We start from the raw sequence: 19,456 nt of genomic DNA on the forward strand, positions 1-19,456 counted from the left end.
AAGGAACGGACGCTTCCTTCGGACTGCCTTCCAGCAGGCCCTCCGGGCTTCGTTCTTTCGTGTTCCCAGCTTATCAGATGTTTTCCGCTCCGTTTTACCGGGGCTTTTCACTTCCGACTCGCCGGCGTCTTTCGGGGCTTGGCGCCCTGTCCGACGTTTCAAACTCTAGCCGCTCTCCGCTGCGAAAAGCGAATCCGGCCGCAATCCGATAAAACGAATGTTTCTGATGGATTGGCCGCCCAGGGCCGTCCACGCGAAACGCGTGTCCGGTGTTCTCCATCGGGCGACTGGGAGACAGTACTCCTCCTCCACGCCCGACACAAATGCCCAGCGTGACCGGCCGCGCCCCCGGGAGTCACCCATGGTTTCCCGGCAGCGCGGCGGCCCCCGCCCCTACCGGAACAGCCGGTCTCCACCGGTGGCCATCCGGTGGGTGGCGCCGTTCCGGTTCACGGCGGCCCCGGCTCCTCGCCGTCCCCGCCGCCCGGCGCCGGCCGGTCGTGGTCGGGCCACAGGGTGATGTGGTCGCGCTCCAGGACCAGCCGCACCCGATGGGCCAGGCCCAGGGACTCGGTGAACTCCCTCGGCAGCTGGAGCCGGCCGACCCGGTCCAGCACGGTGTACTCCTGGACGGCTGTCGAGCCGTCCGCACCCGTGGTGGCGGGGTGGCGCAGCACCTCGGTGGAGGTGCGCCCGTCGCGGATCCGCACCGTGCGGCCCACCTGGTCCGCGACCAGGGGGTCGTGGGTGACGATCAGCACGGTGGTGCCCAGTTCGGCGTTGGCGGCGCGCAGAGCGCCGAAGACCTCCTCCGAGGTGGCGGTGTCCAGCTCTCCCGTGGGCTCGTCGGCGAGCAACAGCCGGGGTCGGTTGGCGAGGGCCACGGCGATGGCCACCCGCTGCTGCTCGCCGCCGGAGAGCGCGGCCGGGGTGCGGCCGGCGGCCCGGGCGAGGCCCATCAGGCCGAGCAGTTCCGTCGCCCGGGCGGCGCGTTCGCGGCGCGGCACTCCGGCGTAGCCCATCGGCAGCCGCACGTTCTCGTGGGCCGTCAGGTAGGGCAGCAGGTTGCTCGCGGTCTGCTGCTGGATCGTTCCGACGGTCCGGCGCCGGTAGGCGGTCCGCGCGCGCCGGCCGAGCGCGCCCAGGTCGGTACCGTCCACCACGGCGGTGCCGGCGCTGGGGGTGTCCAGGCCGGCCAGGATGCCGAGCAGGGTGGACTTGCCGGAGCCGGAGGCGCCGACCAGGGCCATCAGTTCGCCCGCCCGCACGGTCAGGTCGAGGCCTTGCAGGGCTTGTACTTCCACCCCTCCCCGGGCGGTGGAGCCGGTGCGGTAGATCCGCACCAGGCTCTCGCAGGCCACCATCGGCCGCTCGGTCCCGGTACCGGTACCGGCAGCCGGCTCGGCCCCGGGATGGCGCCCGGTACCGGCAGCCGGCCCGGGTCGTTCGGTCGGACGGTCGGTCACAACGCCTCCCCCAGTCGTAGGACGGCGCCCAGACCGCGGCGGCGGCTGATCGCCGCCTCCAGCGCGGCGGCCGCCGTCACCAGGACGGCCACCGCGACGCCGAGGGCCACGGTGGTCGTCCAGTCGATGTGTGCGGCGGGCTCGAACGGCCCGCCGGTGAGTGCCCTCAGCCGCAGGGCGGGGCCGAGCGCGCCGGGCAGCAGCAGGCCGAGCGCGGTGCCGCCGACGGCCGCGGCCAGCAGCAGCGGCAGCAGTTGCAGCAGTTGCAGGCCGAGCACCGCGCGGCTGCCGGTGCCCAGGGTGCGCAGGTAGGACGAGGTGCGGGCGCGTTCGGCGGCGCTCAGCAGCAGGTCCAGGGTGAGCGCGCCGAGCGCGAGCAGCAGGCCGAGCCAGGTGGTGGCCCGGAACGCGAGCCCGACCGAGCGGACCAGACCGTCGCCGCGCAGCAGGTCGAGCTCGGCGGCCCGGTCACGGAACTCCACCGGCGCCCAGACGTCGCCGCCGGGGGCGAGCTGCGCGGCGGCACCGCTCCGTACGGCGGCCGGGTCCACCGGCGGTCCGTCGGCGGCCGGGTAGAAGAGGACGGCGGACGGGTGGCGGTTCTGCGCGGGCAGGCGCCCGCCGGATGGTCCGCCGAACAGCAGCAGCGGGCCCGACGGCCCGGTGCCGAGCACCGGCCCGAGCACCGGGTCGTGCAGGGCCTCCTCGGGCAGGGCGCCCACGACGCGGACCAGGACGCGGCTCGTGCCGAGGGCGGAGACCTCGAAGGTGGCGTCGGGGAAGCGGGCGGCGAGCGCCGGGTCGGCGAGCGCGGTGAGCACGGGGACGCCGCCGTCCTCGCCGGAGCGCCCGACCGGCGTGTCGGTCCCGTCGGCGGCCAGCAGGGCGCGGGCCACCGCGGAGGACGGTGCGGCCGCGCCCAGGGCGGCGGCGTCCAGTCCGACCAGCTGGGCGCCGGGGAGGGTGGTGCCGTCGTCCTGCGAGGTGAGTTCCGCGGTCAGGGCGTTGACGGCCACCTGGTGGCCGACGGTGGGGATCTTCGAGAGGTCACCGGACAGCCGGTCGCGCGGACCGACCAGGGCGGCGGCGGCCCCGCCGGTGCGCCACTCGGCGGCCTGCGTGCGGCTGTCCGCGACGGTGCGCGTCACCAGCCCTCCGAACACCCCGTACCCCGTGGCCAGCACCAGGACCAGCAGGGCGAGTGCGGCCGCGCCGCTCCGCGTACCGGCCCGGGCGAGTGCCACCAGGGGGACGAGGCCGCGCGAGCGGCGTGCCCAGTGGGTGGCCCGCAGGACCACCGGGGGCAGCAGTCGCAGCAGGACCATCACCGTGACCAGCGCCAACAGTACCGGGGTCATGGCGAGTTGGAGGTCGATGCCGGAACCGGCGAAGGTCCCGCGGGCGCGCAGCGCGGCCAGCGAGCCGCCGGCCAGCAGCAGCACCAGGACCTCCAGCACGACGCGGCGCGAGCGGCGTACCGGGCGGGCCCGCCCGGCCGAGCCGAGCAGCACCACGGCGGGCGCCCACCAGATCAGCAGCGCGGCGATCAGCGCCGGCACCGGCGATCCCGGGTCGGCGCCCGGCGGCGTGAGCACCCGCCCGATCATCCAGCCCGCCGCGACACCGGTGCCGACGGACACCGCGGCCTCCGTCAGCAACCGGCCCGCGATCCCGAACAGGCCGGCACCACGGGAGAGTTGGAGCGCGAAAGCGCCGGCCCGGCGGCGCACGCCCAGCCGCGCGGCGGCGACGGCGGTGGCCACCACGACGGCGAGCAGTCCGGCGAGCGCGAAGCCCTGGAGCTGCTCGGTGCGCCCGCGCTGGGCGGCGAAGGCCTCCAGCTCGGGGCCGAGCCGGTCGGCGACGGTGATCGTGGGCACCACGTGGTCGACCAGCGTGCAGCGCCCGCCGGGCAGGTCCGCGCACAGCCGCCCCAGGTCGGCGGAGCGCAGCCGGTCCAGTCCGGTGCGCAGTTCGGCGAGCCCGGCCGAGGTGGCGGCCGGGCCGGAGCGGTCGGGCGCCACCGGCACGTCCCAGATCACGTGGAGTGCCTGCCCGGCCGCCTGTTCGATGCCGCCGGCGCTGGTCAGCAGCTGGGCGTCCAGCTCCCAGCCGGCGCGGGTCTGCACCTTCCAGGGTGCGACCAGCATCGGGAGCCGCTGCCAGAGCCGGCCGGCGCCGTGGTCGGTGCGGAAGACCCCGACCAGGACGACCGGGGCACTCCACCGGTCGCTCGCCACGTCGAACCCTTGCCCGACCGTCAGGCCGAGCCGTTCCGCGACCGTTTCGGAGGCCGCGACCTCGATCGGGAGCCGCCCCACCGACGGGTCCGTCGGGCGCGGCGGCTGGTCCGGCGCGCGACCCCGGACGTACTCGACCGGGCCGCTCGGCGCGTCGGGCTGGGCGTGGACCAGACTGACCGCGGCCGGCAGGGTGTACCCGGCGGGCGCCGGCAGGGTGTACGCGGTCGCGCTCTCGGTGACCACCCGGGCCTGCGGCGCGCCCAGCGCGGCGGTCAGTCCCGGGGTGCCGGCGCCGCGGAGCCGGGCGCCGATCCCGTCCAGCTTCCGGTCGAGCGAGCCATCGGGCGTCAGTCCCAGGTCGTACGCCATGGCGGTGCGGGTGTCGACCGAGAGCAGCGGCCCGGTCAGCTGCGCGCGGGCCAGCCGGTCCGCGAGCGAGCCGGCCGCCAGCCGGTCCAGGCGCGGCGGCCAGCACAGCGGGATCGCCGTGGCCAGCACGGCGAGCAGCGCGAGCACGGCCGCCACCGGCCAGGCGATCCGCGCCTCGCGCCGGATCAGGCGCAGTGTCAGCATGTGGGGCTCCCCCCGTCGGAAGGTCCGTCCTGGTGTGGCACCCGGTGCGCGGCCGCGTCCCGCCGGGCCGTCGCCGGGCTCATCCGTCCTCCCCCGCGCGCAGGGCCCGGACCAGATCGACCCGGGCCGGCAGCCGGGTGAGGACCGGCAGCGCGAGGGCCATCAGCAGGCCGCTCGCGAGCGCCGTGAGCGCGGCGGCGGGCCGGCCCGGGGCGGCGGCCGGGAGCGGGTAGAGCTGCCCCCCGCCGTCGTCCAGCACGGTGAAGGGCAACAGCAGGGCCGCCAGCAGCAGCCCCAGCAGGGCACCGAGCAGGACGGGCGGCGCGGTCACCGCCAGCTGTTCGGCGCGCAACAGTCTGGTCAGCTCACCGCGCCGCACGCCCAGGGCGCGCAGCACCGCGAACTCCCGCCGCCGGGTCCGGACCGCGCCCACCGTGTGCAGGACGAGGGCGGTCACCGCGAAGAGCGGCGCGGTGACCACGATCAGCAGCCAGGCGCAGCGCAGGCCGGTCCGGAAGGGATCGTTCGCCAGATCCGCGGCGACCTGCGCGACGCTCTGCACCCGGCCGAACTCGACGTGGCCGTCGACGGCGGCCCGGGTGGCCGCCGGGTCGCTGCTGGCCAGCCACCAGCGGTCCACGTCGAGCGGTGCCGTCCCGGTCGCCGCGCGGGTGCCGGCGACCGCCCGCAGGTCCAGCAGGAGGTGGCCCTGGACCCGGTCGTAGCCCGGCAGGGCGCTGACCTCCCCGGTGATCCGCACCCGTTGGGCGCTCCGGCCGTCGTATTCCCAGGAGAGCTTGAGGGTGTCCCCGACCTTCGCGTCGACCGCGTCCAGCAGGGCGCGGTCGGCGATCGCGGGGAGCACCGGGAGGACCGGCCCGCCGGTCCCGGAGGGCTGCCAGCCCTCGGGCACCACCCCGAAGGCCAGGTCCGCGCCGACCCGGTCCTGCCGGTCGAGCGGCCACTGGGAGCGCACCACCGCGCGCAGCAGGGCGGAGCCGTCGCTCGACCAGGCGCAGGCTCCGGCCCCCGGGTCGGGCTCGTGCCGCTTGCCGCGGACGGTGCCGGGGCAGTCGAGCGCGATCGGGTCGGGGGACACCGCGCCGGCGGGGTGCCAGAGCTGTCCCGAGGGGAGTTCGAGGCCGGTCCGCTGCCCGGCGGTGACGGCGGCGGCGCCGGACACCTCCAGCTCGACCGTGACGCGCCGGGCCAGCTCCCCGGGGAAGTGCACGGCGAGGCCGGTGAGCGTCAGCGGCACGGCGCGCCGGTGGCCGTCGGGCAGGGGCAGGGTCACGGTGTGCGGGCTGCCGTCGGCCGGCAGCGGTGCGGTCGGACGGTCGGCCATCCCCCGGGAGTCCTGGAGCAGGAGCCCCAGGACCAGCCCGGGGGCGGGCCCGTCGGCGGTGGCCCGGACGGTCACCTCCAGCGCGGTCGGCTCGCCCGGGACCGGGATGCCCTGGACGGGTACGGCGGTCAGCGGGGCCAGCAGTTCCGGGACCGGCTGCGCGGTCTGGCCCGGGCTCAGCGCGGGCAGCCGTCCGGTGGCCGCGGCGGCGGTGGTGTCGAGGGCGACGGTCTGCACCACCGTGCCGCCCACGTAGGCGGCCTGTTCGGCGACCGGGGTCACCCCCGTCACTCCGGGCAGGGCGGCCAGTGCGGCCTGCCGCTGCGGCGGCGGGCCGGTCACCTCGGACAGCCGAAGGTCGGCGCCGACGGTGTGGAGCGCCCGGGCGCGGTCGCTGTCCGGGAGTGCGGCCAGCACCCCGGCGGCCAGGCTGCCGCAGGCCACGGCCAGCAGGGTCACCAGCACCGGGACCGCTTGGCGGCCGGTGTCCCGGCTCAACCGCCAGGCACCCAGCGGCAGGACCAGTCCCCGGGCCCGCCCGGCGGAGCGTTCCAGCAGTCGCCCGACCAGCGGCAGCAGCCGTAGCAGCAGCACGGCGCCGGCCACCGCCATCGCCGCCGGGGCGAGCACCAGCACCGGATCGATCCCGGAGTCGAGGCCGGAACCCCCGTCCGACGCCACCAGACCGCGGTAGTGGCGCAGTTGGAGGAAGCCGAGGACCGCCACCGCGAGCAGGGCCAGGTCCGCGCCGGCCCGTTGCAGTCCCAGCCGACGGGCACCGCGCGCCCGCAGGGCCCGTCCGGCGCCCGGGTCCAGCGCCTGCCGGGCGAGCGGCAGCAGCAGTGCCGCACCGTGCACCGCCGGCGCGAACCCGGCGGCCCACCAGGCGGTCCGGCCCGCGTCGGCGGCCAGGCCGTGGGCCTCGGCGCCACCCACCCCGGCACCTCGCAGCACGACGGCCACCAGCGGTTCGGCGAGCAGCAGCCCGCCGAGCGCGGCCGGCAGCGCGACCGGAAGCCATTCGCCGGCCGCGGCGGCGAGCAGGCGCGGTACGCCCGCCCCCCGGGACCGCTGGAGCGCCTGTTCGCCCGCGACCGCCTCCGCGAGACGACGGGCGGTCAGCACCAGGACAACGGCGGAGAGCACGGCGAGCAGGGTGAGCGGTACGGCGATCTCGGCCCTGGCCGTCAGGGCCGCCGCCGCCTGGTTGTCGACGGCGGCGGGGAACCCGCTGCGCGCCACGGTGTCGGCCAGCGCCGGAGGGCCGCCGCGGTAGACGGAGCGGGCGGTGTCGCCGCGGGCGAAGGCGGCCACCCGGTCGCGCAGGGCGGCGAGTTCGGGCAGGCTCGACCCGCCGGTGTCGGGCAGGGCCAGCCACACGGCGAGGGTGGTGGCGGCGAACGAGGGCGAGGCGGTCAGCTGCCGGCCGTCGACCAGCAGCAGCGGGAGGGTAGCGGCGTCGGCACCGCCGAGGCCGGTCCAGAACGCGGCGGCGGCCGGGTCCGGCCGGTAGACGCCGGTCACGGTGAGCGTGAGCGGGCCGCCCGTGGCGGGGTCGTGGACGACGGCGGTGCCGCCGGTGTCCAGGCCGAGCCGGTCGGCGGCGGCCTCGGGGAGGGCGACGCGCAGTCCGCCGGCGGCGGGGGCGGCATCGGGGGCGGGGGCGCTCGCGGCGTCCGGCCAACTCCCGCTGCGCAGCCGGGCGTAGCGGCCCGGGTCCGCCAGCCCGATGGGACGCAGGGTGAGCGCGGTGTCGGTGGGCCGCCGTCGCCCGGCGGGCGGTAGCGGCAGGTCCACGTTGACGGTGGTGCGCAGCGCGGGCTCGGTGCGGAACGGAGTGCCCTCCATCGTCCGGGCCAGCGCCGCCCGCACCGCCCGGTCGGCCGCCGGCAGGCCCTGCGCCGTCCAGCGCGCGGCCACCTCGACCGACCGTCCGGCGTCGGCGGCGAGCCGCTGGCGCACCCCCGAGGTGGCGGCCGACTCGGCCAGCCCGGCCACCGCGGACAGCACCGCCGTCGCCACCAGGATGCTCACCGCCACGGCTGCCAGCACGAGCCCGTGTCTGCCGAACCGGCGCCCGATCCCCGTCAGTGACATCCGCTGCTCCCCTCGGATCGAAGCCCGCCGCGGGAACCGGAGTGGGCATCAGATGGCCAAATGTGTAAGTGAGTTGAGGATTCGGCAGGATAATCCCATGTGGTCTGTACCAATTCCTCGTCCAGTTGGACGCGCCGCCACCCCTCCCGGGTTCAACCCCTCCGCCGGCCGCCGGTCGGCCGTCCGCGCCGGGTGGGCATCGACGTGAGATGGACACTTCAACGCGGGGCGCGGCCGTGTTAGCGTCCCTCGGATGTCGAGGATTCTGGTCACCGATCTGGACGGCACCCTGCTCGGCGGCACGTTGGAGGACCGACGGCGGTTACGGGACGCCCTGGCCCGCCACCCCGAGGTGACGATCGTCTTCGCCACCGGACGCGCGCTCGCCTCCGTCCGGGAGGTCCTCCACGATCCACTCGTCCCGCCACCCCGGTGGATCATCGCCGACGTCGGCGCCACCGTCGTCGACGGCGCGGACTTCACCCCCGTGGACCCGGCGCAGGAGCACCTGCGAACCGGCTGGCCGGGGGCGGACCAGGTGCGCGCCGCGCTGCGCCGCTTCCCCGCACTGGCCTACCAGCACGACCTCGCCCAGGACGGCCGCTGCTCCTACCGCCTCTCCCCCGACCGGCTCACCGACGAGCTCACCACGGCCGTCGAAGCCCTCGGCTGCTCCTGGGTGTACTCGGCGGACCGGTACTTCGACGTCCTGCCGTCGGCAGCCTCCAAGGGCAACGCCCTGCGGGCCCTGGCCGGGAAGCTGGGCTGGCGAACCGACGAGATCCTCGTCGCCGGAGACTCGCTCAACGACCTCTCGCTGTTCCGGACCGGCGCGCACGCGGTGGTCGTCGCCGGGGCCGAACCGGCCCTGCTCACCGCCCTCGCCGAGGACCCTCTCGTCCACCGCCCCGACGAGGCCGGCGCCGCCGGCATCCACGCGGCGCTGCGGCAACTCGGGTGGCTCGCCGAAAGCCCCGCGCACCCCATCCGACAGCACGACCCGGTGGTAGCCCACCACCGCCCGCCGCCGCACCGGAACGGCGCGAGTCGGCAGCCGCCCAGCAGCCCCACCGGCAGCTGCCCAACCTGACCAGCGCCGCCCGGACCGTCCACGCCATCGGCCGCCCGAACCCGGTACGGGTTCCGGCTGTTCACCGTGCGCGGCGGGCGACCGCGTCGAGCAGCATCCGGAGCACCGTCCGCGCGGCCGTACGCCGCGCGGGCTGCCGCGACCAGACGGCGGGCAACACCACGCCGAGCACGAGGACAAGGAGCAGGACGGCAGTGAGCTGCGGGAACATCGGGCCTCCAACGGCCGGGGTTTCACGGACGGGGCCAATCTCACCGATCGGGCGTTCACCGGCGTTCGGATGAACAAAGATGAACGCATGAGTGAGCCGCAGCCGCCCTCAGCGGAGGCCGTCGCGCGCAGGGACCTGACCTCGATCCTGCGTCACGGAATGACCCGACAGCGCCTGACCGTCGAGCAGTTGGCACGCCGATCCGGCCTCGGCCGGACCACCGTCAGCCAGGCGCTGAACGACAACGGGAGCATCCCGACGGATCGGACCCTCCGCGAGCTGGCCCGGGCGCTCCACCTGATCCCGGAGCAGCTCATCGAGCTCCGGCGGACGTGCGCCCAGGATCCGGCGAGGATTCCGGACCCCGACGGAGAGTTCGAGAGTCGCTATCTCACGTACCTGGCCAGACGGCACAGCAAGTTGGAGATCATCGGCCTGGACCTCAGCCACGACCGCTCCCGCTGGCCCTTGGACACCGCCTACCTCAGCCTCGAACTGTCGACCGCGCCGGGGGCCATCGGCCGCCACGACCAAACCGGCACCGCGCCCACCATCCGCGTGCAGCGGGCCGAGGACACCCTCGCGGGCCTGGACCGGGTGCTGATCCGGGGACTCGCCGGCAGCGGCAAGACCACTCTCCTGCAATGGCTGACGGTGGTCACGGCGAAGAGGCAACTACCCAGCCAGCTCAAGAAGTTGAGCGAACACATACCGTTCCTGATGCCCCTGCGGACCTTGGCCCGCAGGCGGTCCCTGCCGAGCCCGGCGGAGTTCCTGGCCCACCTCGACTGCCCGCTGACCGCGACCCAACCCGCCGGCTGGGCGGACCGGGTGCTGTCCTCCGGACGCGGCATGCTGCTGCTCGACGGAGTGGACGAGGTGCCGCAGGCCGACCGGAGGCGCACCTACCAGTGGCTCGACGAGCTGCTCGCCGTCTACCCGAACTCGTTCTTCGCCATGACCACCCGGCCGACCGCCGTCCAGGAAGGGCAGTTGGCCCGGGAGGGCTTCGCCGAGCTGACGGTCCGGCCGATGGGCAGCCGCGACGTCGCCGTGTTCATCGACCGCTGGCACGAGGCCGCGCGGGACCAGGACACCACTCCCGAGGAGGCCGCCCACCTGTCCGGCCTGGCCGAGCGGCTCAAGGACACCGTTCGCGCCCAGCCCAACCTCTCCCAGCTCGCCACCACCCCGCTGCTCTGCGCCCTCATCTGCGCACTCCACCGCACCCGCCGGGGCCACCTCCCGCGCGGCCGCAAGGCCCTGTACGACGCCGCGCTGTCGATGCTCCTGGTCCGCCGCGACGATGAACGCGACGTCCTGGCGCCCGAGGGCATCACGCTGGACGAGCAGCAGAGCATCCACCTGCTCCAGCGCCTCGCGTACTGGATGATCCGCAACGGCCAGGCGGAGGCGGACCGGACGGACGCCGAGCACGAGATCGCCACCGCGTTCTCGGCGATGCCGGCGGTCGCGGAACAGGGTGACGCTCCTGCGGTCCTGGCCCACCTCATCGCCCGCACCGGCCTGCTCCGCCAGCCCACGGCGGAGACCATCGACTTCATCCACCGCACCTTCCAGGACTACCTGGGCGCGAAGGCCGCCGTCGAAGCACGTGACTTCGGCCTGCTGGACTGCCACGCGGAGGACGACCAGTGGGAGGACGTGCTGCGGATGGCCGTGGCCCACTCCCGGCCGGACGAGGCCAGACGCATCATCAACGATCTGATCGAACGCGGTGACCGAGCAGCCCGGCGACAACAGGCCCGGCTCCACCTCCTCGCCGCGACCTGCCTGGAGCACGCTGTCCAACTTGATCCGGCGATCAGGGCCGACACGGTGGAGCGGGTGACCCGGCTGGTGCCACCGCGGTCCTGGGTGCAGGCCGGCCGACTGGTGGCGTTCGGCACCATGGTGCTCGATCTGCTGCCCGGCCCGGAAGGACTCGACGACCAGGAACAGGCGTTCGTCGTCCACACGGCGTTGGGAATCGGCGGCGAGGCGGCCATTCCGTTCCTGAAGCGCTACCGAGGGGCAACGGGACCGATGGTCTGGAGCGAACTCGGCTCGGGTTGGGATTCGAGCCGTACTGATCCCCAGGAGTACGTTCGGGAGATCCTCGCCCACTGCCCAGGAGACGGCCAGGTCACCGTCAGAACGCCCGCACAGCTCGCCCACGCACCGTCAGCCCGCTCCTTCCCGACTCTCCGGATCCAGGGTTCCCACTCGGCGAATGCTCTCATCAGATCCGGACAACTGGCGGGGAGGGACTGCCTGTTCCTCATCGACAACGACATGATCGACAGCCTGGAGTTCCTCCGGCAATACCCTCAGCTCACCCGGCTCGAACTCAACACGTGCCCCGCGATCACCGGCCTGGCCCCGCTGGCCGACCTGCCGCTCACCAGTCTTGGACTCGACCTGACCGGCATCCAGGACCTGGAGGTCCTCGCCTCTTTCGATCGCTTGAAACGCCTTCGCCTCGCCATGCCGGTCCGCTACCCCACCTTGGCGGAGCTTCCCGCGCCGACCGGGCTGACCGTCCTGGAACTGTTGGACTACCCATCCGAATCCCAGGCGATCACCGGCATCGAGCGCTTCCAGCACCTCACGCACCTGACGCTGCCGGCAGATTCCGTCGGAGACCTCGCCGAGCTGAACGACCTTCCGATGCTGACATCCGTCATGCTCATCGATCCCGGCCCGGCCCTGCGCGGTTCGCTCCCCAGGGTGACGGATGTCGCCCTGCACCGGGCTACCGCGAGCATCGACCTCGCCAGACTGCGGCGGACGTTCCCGGCCCTCACCTCCCTGTCCATCGCGTTCACCGGCCCGTTCGGCATCCTCGACCTCACTCCGCTGTGCGGGATCCGTGAACTCACCATCGCCGTCTGGGGCGAGTGCCACCTCATCGGCGGCGAGGGCTTCCCGCCCGGCACCATCAAGCACTTCCCGTGACCGCTACCGCCGTGGACCCGCCACGGCGTACACCACGGTGCCCACCCCCAACAGGACCCACGGGGTCGCCGTGGACGCCGTCGTACTCGGCGAGTAGAGCATCCAACCGGCCACTTCCCCCACGACCCCGCCCGGAGGCGGCACCAGGAGCGTGAACCCGAGCCAGCCGGTCGGCAGGATCCACCCCACGTGCGCCCCGAACAGGGCCGCCCCGAGCGCGGCCAGGCCGACCAGGCCCGCGCTGGTCCGGACGACGGCCCCGGCGGGGGCGATCTCCGGCCCGACCGCCTGGACCGCCAGCAGCGCCGCGCTCGCGAACGCGCCGATCAGCAGCACGTGCGCCGCCCGGCGGGGTACCCACCGGATCGCGGCCGTCCGTTCCAGCACGAGGTCCCAGCCGCCGAGCCCGATGGAGCCGGCCGCCACGTTCGCGGCGAGGATCTGGACCGCCGTCCCCAGGCCCACCGGCCCCGAGCCGGTGAAGGCCCACAGCGCCAGCGCGACGAACAGCACCGCCGCCGCCGAGGCGGGCACCTGCCGGGAACGGGCGTGCAGGATCAGCCACCTCATCGCCGCGCCTCCCCCGTCAGGGCCCGCAGCGGGTCGCGTCCCTCGCACGCGAGGGCGGCGGTCCGCAGGCCCGTGATCCACTCACGCTGTTCGGCCGGCGGCAGCGTCGTCAGCTTCTCCCAGGCGACGTCGGCGTCGGCCCAGTCCTTGATCGCGTACGAGTCGGTGCCCTTCTCCTCCAGCGGTCGGACCGCGGAGTCCCGCAGGGCCCAGCTCACGGCGATGCTCTGGGCGGGCACGTCGCCTGTCAAGCCGCCCTCCCGGTCGTTGTGCCCGCGGCAGTTCGGCGCCAGCCCCTGGGCGATCAGCGCGCGGGTCAGGGCTTCGCCCGTCGCTTCGACGAACAGCCGCTCGTCGAAGTCGACCAGCACCGTGTCGGCGGAGAGTGCGCGCGGCTCGCCGAGCACGCGCAGCGCGGTGTCCTCCCGCACCGATGCCGGGGCCCGGTCGCCCAGCACCTCGCGCAGCACGCGCAGCGCCTCCGTGCCGCGCGCCGCGAGCTCGGGCAGGCGGGCGGCGTTCGCGCGCGTCACGCACACCGGCCCGTCACAGACCGGGGCCGCCGCGGCCTTGTCGACGACGTAGGTGTCGCGCGCGGTGGCCGGGAGGACCGCCAGGCCGAGGGCCGCGCCGGCCAGGACGGGGACCACGGCGAGCAGCCGGGCCCGGCGGGTCACCGACGACAGCAGGGCGAGGCCGGTGGCGAGCAGGCCGAGCAGCCAGAGCGTCTGGCCGAGGTGGACGGAGCCGGAGAGGGTCAGCAGCATCTCCCGCGGGTCCGCGGTCGCCGGGGACAGCAGGGCGAGCCGGTTCGGCGCGTGGCTCGCCGGCACCGTGCCCTCGTTGTTCGGCCGCAGCAGGCCTCCGGTCAGCGCCAGGACGGCCAGCACCAGGGCCGGCGGGGTGAGCACCGAGGGCAGGGCCCGCGCGACACCCATGCCGAAGACCGCTCCGGCGACCAGGGCCAGCGCCGCCACGAGCGAGATCGGCAGCCAGCCGAGCGGAGTGTAGGTGGTCCCGCCGAGGGCCACCTGGACCCCGCCCACCAGGACCAGGAGGCCGAAGCCCGCCCCCAGCGCGAGCGCCAGCGCGCCCGCCGGAAGCGCCGCGCGGCGCCAGGCCGGCAGCGGTGTGGTGGTCAGCAGCTCGCCCATCCGCGAGCGGGGTTCGCGCAGGCCGTACACCGCGCCCAGCCCGATCACGAGTGGCCACCAGAAGGCCAGCAGGTACCTGGTCCACAGGGCCATCGTGGTCCACTGGGCCGTCCACCCGGCGGTGCCCCTCCACCAGATCCCGTCGATCGGACAGAGGATCGCCAGGCTTCCGCCGAGGACCACGAGGCCGGCCCACGGCGCGGCGGAACGCCTCAGTTCGATGCGCAGCACGCGGGTCACCAGGCGCCTCCCCGCTGCCCGGAGGTGTGGAGCAGCGCCGAGTAGCCGCGCTCCAGGGGGCTGTCACCCGGGTGTTCGGGGCCTCCGGCCGCGGCCAGGTCGTCGGGCGTGCCCTGGAAGACGAGGCGGCCGTCGGCGAAGAGCACCACGTCGGAGCAGGCGGCCGCGACGTCCTCGACCAGGTGGGTGGAGACGACGACGCAGGTGTCGCGGCCCAGTTCCTGCAACAGTTCGCGGAAGCGCAGCCGTTGGGCCGGGTCCAGGCCGGCGGTCGGCTCGTCCAGCAGCAGCACCGCCGGGTCGTTGACGATGGCCTGGGCGATGCCGGCCCGTCGCACCATGCCGCCGGACAGGGTCTTCATCCGGTGGTCGGCGCGGTCGGCCAGGCCCACCCGTTCCACGGCCCGTTGGACGGCCGCGGGGACCTCGGCCTTCGGGACCTCCTTCAGCCAGGCCATGTACTCGACGAACTCACGGACGGTGAACCGCTTGTAGTAGCCGAAGTCCTGGGGCAGGTAGCCGATCCGGCGGCGCAGGGCCCGGTGGTCGCCCAGTCCGGTGACGGAGGCGCCGAGCAGTTCCAGTTCGCCCTCGGCGGGGCGCAGTACGGTGGCCAGTGCCCGGATCAGGGTGGTCTTTCCGGCGCCGTTGGGCCCCAGCAGGCCGTGGGCGCCGATGCCCAGGTGGAGGTCGAGTCCGTCGACTGCCATCTTCTTCCGGCCGGCGCGGACCTTCAGGCCGGCGGCCCGGATCTCCCAGGCGTAGGTCTTGGGCGCGGTGTCGGCCGCGCTCATCAGGGGTGTCATGCGGTGGTCCCTCTCGGGGGTCGGTGGTGGTGTCACAGCGTCGAGTAGGCGTTCCTGCGGATGATCACGGCGCCGCTCGCGAGGGCGAGGAGCAGCCCCCACGAGGGCAGTCGGTCCGGTCGCAGGACGAGGTCCAGGACGACGGGGACGTGGCCGGTGGCCCAGGCGGGCAGGACGACGACGGCGCCCCAGGCGGCCACCAGGCCGACGGCGGCGCGGGTCACGCCGATCACGCTGCCCAGTGCGAGGGCGGTGGAGGTGAAGGCCAGGGAGGGCAGCAGCCACTGCGCGGCGGTGGTGGTCCCGGTCAGCAGGCCGCCCAGCAGGAGCGCGGGCAGGACGACCAGGAGGGCCGCGGTGGTGCGCCGGAGGAGAAGTGGCAGGCCGGCCCGGGCGGTCGAGGCCGTCAGTTCGTGCGCCGGGTCCAGGGCGCGCGACCACGAGACGGCGACACCGCACAGCGGCAGGACGGGGGCGATGACCGACACGAGTGAGGCGCCACCGAGGACCGACGGCGGGGCGAGCGCGTCCAGCAGCAGTGCCAGCAGGGTGACGGCGAAGGCCATCGTCGTCCACGGGGCCATGGCCGGGGTCAGCCAGGCGGCGGCCCACCTCGGGCGACGGCGCCGTGCGGGCGCCCGGACGGCCGCGTCCAGCTCCGGCTCCAGGGCGGCCCGGACGGTGTCGAGGAGGGCGGCGGTGTCCGGCGCCTCGGTGGCCACGGCGGCCGCCAGCCGGCTCCGGCAGGTCGCGCAGGTCTCCAGGTGGGCTTCGAGCGCCCACACCGTGTCCGCGGGCAACGTGGTGTCACCGCGCGCGTAGTCGTCGATCAGCCGCCTGGACGCGTGGTCCCCGCCGATGGTTCGCTCGTTCATGCCAGTGCCTCCCGCATCGCGATCCGGGCCCGGCGGGCGCGGGTCTTGACCGTGCCTTCGGGCAGTCTGAGCAGGACGGCGGTCTCCCTGACGGAGAGTCCGTCGAGCACCGTGGCCTGGAGCACCTCGCGCAGTTCCGGTGCCAGTCGCCGCAGGGCGTCGCCGACGTCGCCGCCGACGGTCCCGGCGAGCGCCTCCTCCTCGGCCGCGGGCACCACGGCCCGCTCGGCGGCGGCGACGGGCGGCTCGGCGTGGTGGGCGCGGCGCCGGAAGGCGTCGACGAGGCGGCGGGCCGCGATCGTCCACAGCCAGCCGACGGCCGTCCCGCCGACCGCGCTCCCGGCGAACGCGCCGGCCGCGCGCCACACCGCCAGGTAGGTCTCCTGCATGACCTCGGCGACGATCTGCTCGTCGGCGCAGCGGCGGCGCAGCCGTACCGCCAGCCAGGGCGAGGTGCGGCGGTACAGCTCGTCGAACGCCGCGCGGTCGCCTCGGGCCACCAGCCGGAGGAGGCGTTCCTCGTCCTGTTCGTCCAGTGCTCTCCTGCGTGATCTCACACCAGCCAGACGCCCGGTCCGGCCTGCGGGTTCTGCGTTCGGAGTGATCCGCGTCACATGCGCGGGGCCGGACCCTCGCACCCCCTGACCATATTTTCAGCCAAGGGGCCGGGGCGGCGCCCGCACCCCCGGTAGGGTGATGGATCGTGGCCAGTCGAAAAACGTCGATCATGGAAGCAGCGGCGCGGGTGATCGCGCGACGCGGGGTGCGCGGGCTGCGGGTGGAGGAGCTCGCGGCCGAGGCGGGGGTGTCCACCGCGCTGATCTACTACCACTTCAAGGACCGCACCGGAATCCTCCGGCAGACGCTGGAGTTCATCAACGACCGGGCGGGGCGGTACACGACCGAGCGCGCCGCGGACGCTCCGCCGCCGACGCCCCGCGAGGAGCTGGAGCAGAGCCTGCTGCTGGAGCTCCAGGACACCGCCGAGGTGCGGGAGAACAGCACCGCCTGGGGTGAGCTGCGGGCCAGCGCGGTGTTCGAGGAGGCGCTGCGCGAGGACCTGGCGCGGGCCACCCGGATCTGGGTCCAGGAGATCGCGGAACTGCTGGGCGGCGTACGGCCGATGGCCTCGGCGGTCGCGCTGGCCGGGGCGGCGGAGCGGCTGACCGCGCTGCTGGAGGGCCTGAGCACGCGCTGGCTCAGCGGCAGCCTGCCGCTGGCGCAGGCCCGCGCGCTCCTGACCGAGGCGATCGACGCCGAGGTGGCCCGGCTCGGCGCCTGAGCCGGACGGGCCGCGCCGGGGCACCCCCGACCGGTGGGCCGGAGTCCGTCAAGGACGCGTCAAGACGTTTTCGCAAGTTTGACTGATTTTTCAGTCAGTGCGAGCCTGAAGCTCAGGCAGGGCGCTGCCGCCGGACCCGCCCCCGTGGCCCGCCCCGTGGTGCGCCGCCGCGCCACCGCGCGAAGAGTGGAGTCGGCGGCCCCCGGCGCCCTGCCCGGCACCGTCGCACCACCAGGAGACCCTCATGACCCACTACCGCGATGACCGCTCCACCGGGCCGCACCCCCGGGTACCGGCGGACGACGTCCCGCACGCGCGGACCTGGATGTCCTGGCCGTCCCGCCGGGGCGTCTGGGGGCTGCGCCTGGGCGGCGTCCAGGAGGACATCGCCCTGATCGCCCGCACCATCGCCGAGTTCGAGCCCGTGGTGATGTGCGCCCCCGACGACTGGACGGCGGGCAAGGCCAGCGCCCGGTGCGGCTCCGGCGTGGAGGTGATCACCGACATCCCCACCGACGACCTGTGGATGCGCGACATCGCCCCGGTGTTCCGCCGGGACGGGTACGGCGGCCTGGACGCCGTGGTCCTCAACTTCAACGGCTGGGGCGACAAGCAGGTGCACCACGACGACGCCCGGGTCGCCGAGCGCCTCGCCGCCCGCCGCGGCCTGCGCCACACCTACGCGGACTTCGTCGGCGAGGGCGGCGCCGTCGAGACCGACGGCGACGGCACGGTGATGGCCACCGAGAGCAGCCTGGTCAACAAGAACCGCAACCGCGGCATGAGCCGGGACGAGATCGAGGAGGCCGTCCTGGACGCGTACGGCGCCGACACCATGATCTGGCTGCCCGGCATCAAGGGCCGGGACATCACCGACGACCACGTGGACGTCACCTCCCGGTTCGTCCGCCCCGGGGTGGTGATGGTCCAGCTGCCGCCGCCGGAGCGCACCGACCCCTGGGCCCGGGACGCCCGCGAGCAGTTCGCCATCCTGTCCACCGCCACCGACGCCCGCGGCCGCCGCCTGGAGGTCATCCCGGTGCACGGCCCGGACACCGTCCGCTCCCGCAAGTCCGACTTCGTCGACTCCTACCTCAACTTCCACCTCGTCAACGGGGGCGTCATCACCGCCCAGTTCGGCGACGCCCACAAGGACGCCGCCGCCAGGGAGGCGCTGGCCACGGCCTTCCCCGGCCGCGAGGTGGTGCAGATCGACGTCGACCGCCTGATGGCCGGGGGCGGCGGCATCCACTGCTCGACCATGCACGAGCCGCTGCCGTAGCCGCCGCGAAGCCGAGCCGCACACCACCGCCCCACCCCACCCCCACCGCACCGAACACCAGCCGGAGTACCCGCATGTCCAACGCCCTGTCCCGCCGCTCCCTGATGCGCTCCCTCGCCGGTGTCGGCGCCGGCGTCGGAGCCCTCACCCTCGGCCTCACCGCCTGCGACCCCAACGACATCGGGAACCCCGACGCCGCCGTGCCGCCCCCGCAGCCCGGCGGCACCCCCGGCGGCTCGCCCGGCGCCACCGCCGGCGGGCGCCGCTTCGGCGCCGAGTGGGAGAAGCACCTGCGCACCGTGATGTCCTGGCCGGCCTCGGAGAGCGTCTGGGGCGACCAGCTCGCGGACGTCCGCCGGGACGTGGCCGGCCTGGCCCAGGCGATCGCGGCCCGCGAGCCGGTCGTGCTGATGGCCCGCCCTGAGCAGCAGGACGCCGCGCGGAGGGCCTGCGGCTCGGCCGTCGAGGTGGTACCGGTCGCCGTCGACGACCTGTGGGCCCGGGACACCCTGCCGGTGTTCGTCGAGGAGGGCGGCAAGGTCAAGGGCGTCGACTTCAACTTCAACGGCTGGGGCGGCAAGCAGCGGCACGGCAACGACGCCAAGGTCGCCCGGACGGCACTGGCCCGGTTCGGCGTGGAACGGATCGAGACCCGGCTGGTCGCCGAGGGCGGCTCCTTCGAGAGCGACGGGCAGGGCACCCTGCTGCTGACCGAGAGCTCCGTCGTCAACGACAACCGCAACCCGGGCATGAGCCGGGACCAGGTCGAGGCGGAACTGAAGCGTGTGCTCGGCGTGACCAAGGTGATCTGGCTGGCGGGCGTCAAGGGCAAGGACATCACCGACGCCCACGTCGACTGTCTGGCCCGCTTCGCCGCCCCCGGCGTGGTCCTGCTCGACCAGGCCTTCCCCGGCACCCCGCCGGACGTCTGGTCCCGCTCGGCCGACCAGGCCCGCGCCGTGCTGGCGGAGGCCACCGACGCCCGGGGCGGCAAGCTCAAGGTGGTCGAGCTCCAGCAGCCGGACCCGGACCTGATCACCGGGCGCGGCGACGCCTTCGTCTCCTCGTACATGAACTTCTACGTCGGCGACAAGGGCGTCTACCTTCCGAAGTTCGGCGACGCCAGGGCCGACGACCGGGCCCAGCAGGTCCTGAAGCAGTACTTCCCGGGCCGGGAGGTCGTCCCGGTGAAGATCGACGCGATCGCGGGCGGCGGCGGTGGCATCCACTGCGCCACCCACGACGTCCCCGCCCTCGGCTGAAC

At 74.7% G+C, this 19,456-nt stretch carries 14 protein-coding genes; 5 read left to right on the top strand and 9 right to left on the bottom strand.

The window, feature by feature from the left end:
- Positions 1 to 449: 449 nt before the first annotated feature.
- From ACFRMQ_RS20475 to ACFRMQ_RS20485, 3 genes are all read right to left on the bottom strand, one after another.
- Positions 450 to 1,364, bottom strand: coding sequence for an ABC transporter ATP-binding protein (locus tag ACFRMQ_RS20475; RefSeq protein WP_380731919.1), 915 nt, complete (start codon positions 1,362 to 1,364; stop codon positions 450 to 452).
- 98 nt (positions 1,365 to 1,462) lie between these two features.
- Positions 1,463 to 4,282 (bottom strand): hypothetical protein, encoded by a 2,820-nt coding sequence (locus ACFRMQ_RS20480; RefSeq protein ID WP_380731920.1) that lies wholly within the window; start codon positions 4,280 to 4,282, stop codon positions 1,463 to 1,465.
- 79 nt (positions 4,283 to 4,361) lie between these two features.
- Positions 4,362 to 7,679, bottom strand: a complete 3,318-nt coding sequence (locus ACFRMQ_RS20485) for an FtsX-like permease family protein (RefSeq protein WP_380731921.1) — start codon at positions 7,677 to 7,679, stop codon at positions 4,362 to 4,364.
- Between the two features lie 298 nt (positions 7,680 to 7,977).
- Here ACFRMQ_RS20485 and ACFRMQ_RS20490 point away from each other — a divergent pair, with 298 nt between their 5' ends.
- Entirely contained in the window at positions 7,978 to 8,814 is an 837-nt protein-coding gene (locus ACFRMQ_RS20490; RefSeq protein ID WP_380731922.1) for an HAD-IIB family hydrolase, read from the top strand.
- A gap of 61 nt (positions 8,815 to 8,875) precedes the next feature.
- Here ACFRMQ_RS20490 and ACFRMQ_RS20495 read toward each other — a convergent pair whose 3' ends face one another.
- On the bottom strand, positions 8,876 to 9,025 hold the full coding sequence (locus tag ACFRMQ_RS20495; RefSeq protein WP_380731923.1) for a hypothetical protein: 150 nt from the start codon (positions 9,023 to 9,025) through the stop codon (positions 8,876 to 8,878).
- Positions 9,026 to 9,112: 87 nt separating this feature from the next.
- Between ACFRMQ_RS20495 and ACFRMQ_RS20500 the strand changes: the two genes are divergently transcribed.
- Positions 9,113 to 11,983, top strand: a complete 2,871-nt coding sequence (locus tag ACFRMQ_RS20500; protein ID WP_380731924.1) for an NACHT domain-containing protein — start codon at positions 9,113 to 9,115, stop codon at positions 11,981 to 11,983.
- A gap of 3 nt (positions 11,984 to 11,986) precedes the next feature.
- Here the strand turns inward: ACFRMQ_RS20500 and ACFRMQ_RS20505 are convergent, their stop codons facing one another.
- The 5 genes from ACFRMQ_RS20505 to ACFRMQ_RS20525 are packed head-to-tail and all read right to left on the bottom strand — an operon-like array spanning position 11,987 to position 16,185.
- Entirely contained in the window at positions 11,987 to 12,553 is a 567-nt protein-coding gene (locus ACFRMQ_RS20505; protein WP_380731925.1) for a hypothetical protein, read from the bottom strand.
- On the bottom strand, positions 12,550 to 13,950 hold the full coding sequence (locus ACFRMQ_RS20510; protein ID WP_380731932.1) for a hypothetical protein: 1,401 nt from the start codon (positions 13,948 to 13,950) through the stop codon (positions 12,550 to 12,552). The genes ACFRMQ_RS20505 and ACFRMQ_RS20510 overlap by 4 nt, the downstream gene beginning before the upstream one ends.
- Complete coding sequence (locus tag ACFRMQ_RS20515) at positions 13,944 to 14,753, bottom strand: ABC transporter ATP-binding protein (RefSeq protein ID WP_380731926.1); 810 nt, start codon at positions 14,751 to 14,753, stop codon at positions 13,944 to 13,946. The genes ACFRMQ_RS20510 and ACFRMQ_RS20515 overlap by 7 nt, the downstream gene beginning before the upstream one ends.
- 32 nt (positions 14,754 to 14,785) lie before the next feature.
- Positions 14,786 to 15,628, bottom strand: coding sequence for a zf-HC2 domain-containing protein (locus ACFRMQ_RS20520; protein WP_380731927.1), 843 nt, complete (start codon positions 15,626 to 15,628; stop codon positions 14,786 to 14,788).
- Positions 15,625 to 16,185: an RNA polymerase sigma factor gene (locus ACFRMQ_RS20525; protein WP_380731928.1), complete on the bottom strand. Its 561-nt coding sequence runs from the start codon at positions 16,183 to 16,185 to the stop codon at positions 15,625 to 15,627. Before ACFRMQ_RS20525 ends, ACFRMQ_RS20520 begins: the two co-directional genes overlap by 4 nt.
- A gap of 170 nt (positions 16,186 to 16,355) precedes the next feature.
- Here ACFRMQ_RS20525 and ACFRMQ_RS20530 point away from each other — a divergent pair, with 170 nt between their 5' ends.
- The 3 genes from ACFRMQ_RS20530 to ACFRMQ_RS20540 all read left to right on the top strand — a co-directional run bounded on the left by ACFRMQ_RS20530 (position 16,356) and on the right by ACFRMQ_RS20540 (position 19,454).
- The gene (locus ACFRMQ_RS20530; protein ID WP_380731929.1) at positions 16,356 to 16,910 is read left to right on the top strand and encodes a TetR/AcrR family transcriptional regulator; all 555 of its coding nucleotides are present in this window, start codon (positions 16,356 to 16,358) and stop codon (positions 16,908 to 16,910) included.
- Positions 16,911 to 17,154: 244 nt separating this feature from the next.
- A complete protein-coding gene (locus ACFRMQ_RS20535) occupies positions 17,155 to 18,192 on the top strand; it encodes an agmatine/peptidylarginine deiminase (protein ID WP_380731930.1) in 1,038 nt (345 codons plus the stop codon).
- Between the two features lie 74 nt (positions 18,193 to 18,266).
- Positions 18,267 to 19,454: an agmatine deiminase family protein gene (locus tag ACFRMQ_RS20540; RefSeq protein ID WP_380731931.1), complete on the top strand. Its 1,188-nt coding sequence runs from the start codon at positions 18,267 to 18,269 to the stop codon at positions 19,452 to 19,454.
- Positions 19,455 to 19,456: the final 2 nt, after the last annotated feature.

The sequence above is a fragment of the Kitasatospora sp. NPDC056783 genome, assembly GCF_042789895.1.
GTDB lineage: Bacteria > Actinomycetota > Actinomycetes > Streptomycetales > Streptomycetaceae > Kitasatospora.